Here is a 3,729-nt window from a genome sequence, read left to right on the forward strand (position 1 = left end):
CGAAGTCGAGCGTCTCTACCGCGACGCGAAAATCACGCAGATCTACGAGGGCACAAACCAGATCCAGCGCATGATCATCGCGCGCGAACTCCTGAAGAAGGGCGCACGGGCATGACCGCGTCTGAGCCTCGCCCGGTCGCATTGGTGACCGGTTCCTCGCGCGGGATCGGGCTTGCCGCAGCTGAGGCCCTGGCGCGGGAAGGGTTTGCGGTCGCGGTCAACGGATTGCCGGATGATGCGGAACTGCCGTCAGCGCTTGAGCGGATCGCCGCTCACGGTGCCCCGGTCATGGCTGCAGCCTTCGACGTCAGCACGATTGCCGGCCATGACGGCGGGCTCGAAGCCATCGAGGCTGAACTCGGCCCAATCACCACACTCGTCAACAATGCGGGTGTCGGCGTTCTCAGGCGCGGCGACATGCTGGACGTGTCGGAGGAAAGCTGGGATCGCTGTTTTGCCGTCAACACCAAGGGCATGTTCTTTCTGAGCCAGGCCTTTGCCAGGCGTCTTGTCGCCCGTAGTAAGGGGCCGCTCTTCCATTCGATCATCAACGTCACCTCGTCGAACGCCGTCGCGGTGGCCGAACAGCGGTCGGAATACTGCGCGTCGAAGGCCGCGGCCGCGATGGTTTCCAAGGCGCTTGCCGTCCGGCTCGGACGGGAGGAGATCGCGGTCTACGACGTTCAGCCCGGCCTGATCGCCACGGAGATGACCGCTCCCGTCATCGACGCCTATCGCGAGCGGGCGGAACAGGGGCTCACGCTCTTTCCGCGCGTCGGAAGGCCCGAGGAAGTCGGCGCCCTGATCGCGTCGCTTGCGACGGGGCGTCTTCCCTACACCACCGGAATGACGATCCCGGCCGACGCCGGCATGCTCGTCCCGCGCTTTTGAGGTTCCCATGAAAATCGCGCTTCCCGACACCGAAGGCCGCCTGTCCGACTATGCCCTGAGCGGCACGCCGATCGCGGCTGCGAAACTTGGTAAGAACCCGGCACGCGTCGTCTACTCCGCAGCCCACGTCGTCGCCGACCCGTTCACGGCCAGCGACCCGTCCGGCCGTGCCGCCGTCGACTGGGAACGGACCATGGAGTTCCGCCGCTATCTCGCGGGCCTCGGGCTCGGCATCGCCGAGGCGATGGATACGGCGCAGCGCGGCATGGGCCTCGACTGGCCGGGCGCCCTGGAACTTATCCGCCGCACCCGCGAAGAACTGCCGGACGCTGTCGTCGCCAATGGCTGCGGCACGGACCATCTCGACCCGGCGACCGTCACCAGCATCGATGACGTTCGAAGAGCGTACCTGGAGCAGGTCGAGGCGATCCAGAAGGTTGGCGGACGACTGATCCTCATGGCGTCTCGCGCCCTGGTGCGGGTCGCTGAGCGACCGGACGACTACGTCAAGGTTTATTCCGATGTGCTGGCCGCCTGCGACAGGCCTGTGATCCTGCACTGGCTCGGTGAAATGTTCGACCCGCAGCTCGCCGGCTACTGGGGCAGCAAGGATTTCGACCCGGCGATGCAGGCGGCACTTGCCGTCATCAACGCAAATGCGGCCAAGGTCGATGGCATCAAAATCTCACTTCTCGACAAGGAGAAGGAGATCGTCATGCGCCGCCGGCTGCCGGCCGGAGTGAGGATGTATACGGGTGACGATTTCAACTATCCCGAACTGATCGAGGGCGACAGCGAAGGCTTTTCGCATGCCCTGCTCGGCATCTTCGACCCCCTGGCTCCAGCTGCGGCTTACGCGGTGGAGCGGCTTGGCGAAGGGGATCGTGCAGCCTTCCGCGCCACGCTCGATCCGACTGTGCCACTGGCGCGGCTGATTTTCCGGGCGCCGACGCAGTACTACAAGACCGGCGTCGTCTTCCTTGCCTGGCTGAACGGCTTTCAGGATCACTTCGTGATGTTGAACGGTGCGCAGGCCATGCGGCCGCTGCCTTACTTCGTCGAGCTGTTCAGGCTCGCTGACCAGTGCGGCCTCCTGCGCGATCCGGCGCTCGCCGTGGACCGCATGAGGAAGCTGCTTGCGCTCTATGGAGCGTAGCCATGCGTGATTTCACCACCGACCATTCCGCCCTCGCGCTGAACACCGCCAGCCTCGGGCACAATCTCGATGGCCACGGGGCAGGGTGGTCGCCTGAGCGCATCATCGACGCCTGTGCCGAACGCGGCTTCGGCTCGATCGTCTTCTGGCGCCGCGAGATCGGCGCGCGTGCGATTGAAATCGGCGAACGAGCGCGGGCAAGCGGCCTCTCGGTTGCCGGTCTCTGCCGGACACCGTTTCTCGTCGGCACGGAAGCTGTCGATCGACAACGGGTGATCGACGAGGCGAAGGCGTCGATCGACATGGCCGCAGGGCTCGGTGCATCCGTGCTGACGATCGTGGTCGGCGGCGTGCACCCGGGAACCAAGGGCACGGTCGAAAGTCTGAAGATCGTCGCGGATCGCGTTAGCGAGATCGCGCCCTATGCCGCCGGCCGCAACGTCAAGCTGGCGCTCGAGCCGCTCAATCCCGTCTATGCGGGAAACCGCTCTTGCCTGACGACGCTACGCGATGCCGTCGATATCTGTGATACCGTCGGTGCGACCAACCTTGGCGTTGCCGTCGATGTCTACCACGTGTGGTGGGACGGTGAGATCCAAGCCCAGTTGCAGCGCGCGGGCATCGAACGGATATTCGGCTATCACCTCTGCGATTGGCTCGCCGACACCCGCGACGTGCTTCTCGATCGCGGCATGATGGGTGACGGGGTCGCCGACCTGAAGACGCTGCGACGAAGCGTCGAAGACGCTGGCTATGCGGGGCCCTGCGAGGTCGAGATCTTTTCCGCAAACAACTGGTGGAAGCGGGACCCGGGCGAAGTCCTCGACGTGATGGTCGAACGCTTCCGCGCTTTCTGCTGACGATTTGGTTGCTGACGATTTGGGAGGCAAACATGAAGATCCTGGTCACCGTCAAACGTGTCGTTGACTACAACGTCAAGATCCGCGTGAAGGCCGACGGCTCGGGCGTCGAGCTCGCGAACGTGAAGATGTCGATGAACCCCTTCGACGAAATCTCCGTTGAAGAGGCGCTCAGGCTGAAGGAAGCCGGCAAGGCAGACGAAGTCGTCGTCGTTTCCGTCGGCCCGGCCAAGGCTGAGGAGACGCTGAGGACCGCGCTCGCCATGGGTGCCGATCGCGCCATCCTGGTCGAGACCGAAGACCAGGTCGAGCCGCTCGCCGTCGCCAAGATCGTCAAGGGCGTTGCAGACGCTGAACAGCCGGGCCTGATCATCGTCGGCAAGCAGGCAATCGATGACGATTCGAACCAGACCGGCCAGATGCTGTCGGCGCTGCTCGGCTGGGCGCAGGGCACCTTTGCCTCCAAGGTCGAGATCGGCGACGGCAAGGCACCAGAGGGCACAGCAAGGGTCACCCGCGAAGTCGACGGCGGCCTGCAGACGATCGACATCAAGCTTCCGGCGGTCGTGACCACCGACCTGCGCCTGAACGAGCCGCGCTATGCCTCGCTTCCGAACATCATGAAGGCGAAGAAGAAGCCGCTCGACAAGAAGTCGCCGGCCGATTTCGGCGTCGACACGTCCGCCCGCCTCAAGGTGCTGAAGACCGAGGAGCCGTCGGGTCGCAAGGCCGGCATCAAGGTCAAGTCGGTCGCCGAGCTGGTTGAAAAGCTCAAGACCGAAGCCGGCGTCCTCTAAGTTCAGGAAAGGGAGATTACATCAT

At 64.3% G+C, this 3,729-nt stretch carries 5 protein-coding genes; all 5 read left to right on the top strand.

The features are described from left to right. On the top strand, nucleotides 1-115 hold a 115-nt coding region (locus VGO04_RS19610; protein WP_327497641.1), incomplete at its 5' end, for an acyl-CoA dehydrogenase family protein. Further along, on the top strand, nucleotides 112-891 hold the full coding sequence (locus VGO04_RS19615) for a 3-ketoacyl-ACP reductase (RefSeq protein ID WP_327497637.1): 780 nt from the start codon (nucleotides 112-114) through the stop codon (nucleotides 889-891). The genes VGO04_RS19610 and VGO04_RS19615, both read left to right, overlap by 4 nt. Nucleotides 892-898: 7 nt before the next feature. After that, complete coding sequence (locus VGO04_RS19620; protein ID WP_327497638.1) at nucleotides 899-2,047, top strand: dihydrodipicolinate synthase family protein; 1,149 nt, start codon at nucleotides 899-901, stop codon at nucleotides 2,045-2,047. A gap of 2 nt (nucleotides 2,048-2,049) precedes the next feature. Next, nucleotides 2,050-2,907 carry a sugar phosphate isomerase/epimerase family protein gene (locus VGO04_RS19625; RefSeq protein WP_327497639.1) on the top strand — a complete coding sequence of 286 codons (858 nt, stop codon included), beginning with the start codon at nucleotides 2,050-2,052 and terminating at the stop codon, nucleotides 2,905-2,907. A gap of 32 nt (nucleotides 2,908-2,939) precedes the next feature. Further along, nucleotides 2,940-3,704: an electron transfer flavoprotein subunit beta/FixA family protein gene (locus VGO04_RS19630; protein WP_327497640.1), complete on the top strand. Its 765-nt coding sequence runs from the start codon at nucleotides 2,940-2,942 to the stop codon at nucleotides 3,702-3,704. The last annotated feature ends 25 nt before the right edge of the window (nucleotides 3,705-3,729 follow it).

Source organism: Ensifer sp. (assembly GCF_035999185.1).
Classification (GTDB): Bacteria; Pseudomonadota; Alphaproteobacteria; order Rhizobiales; family Rhizobiaceae; genus Ensifer.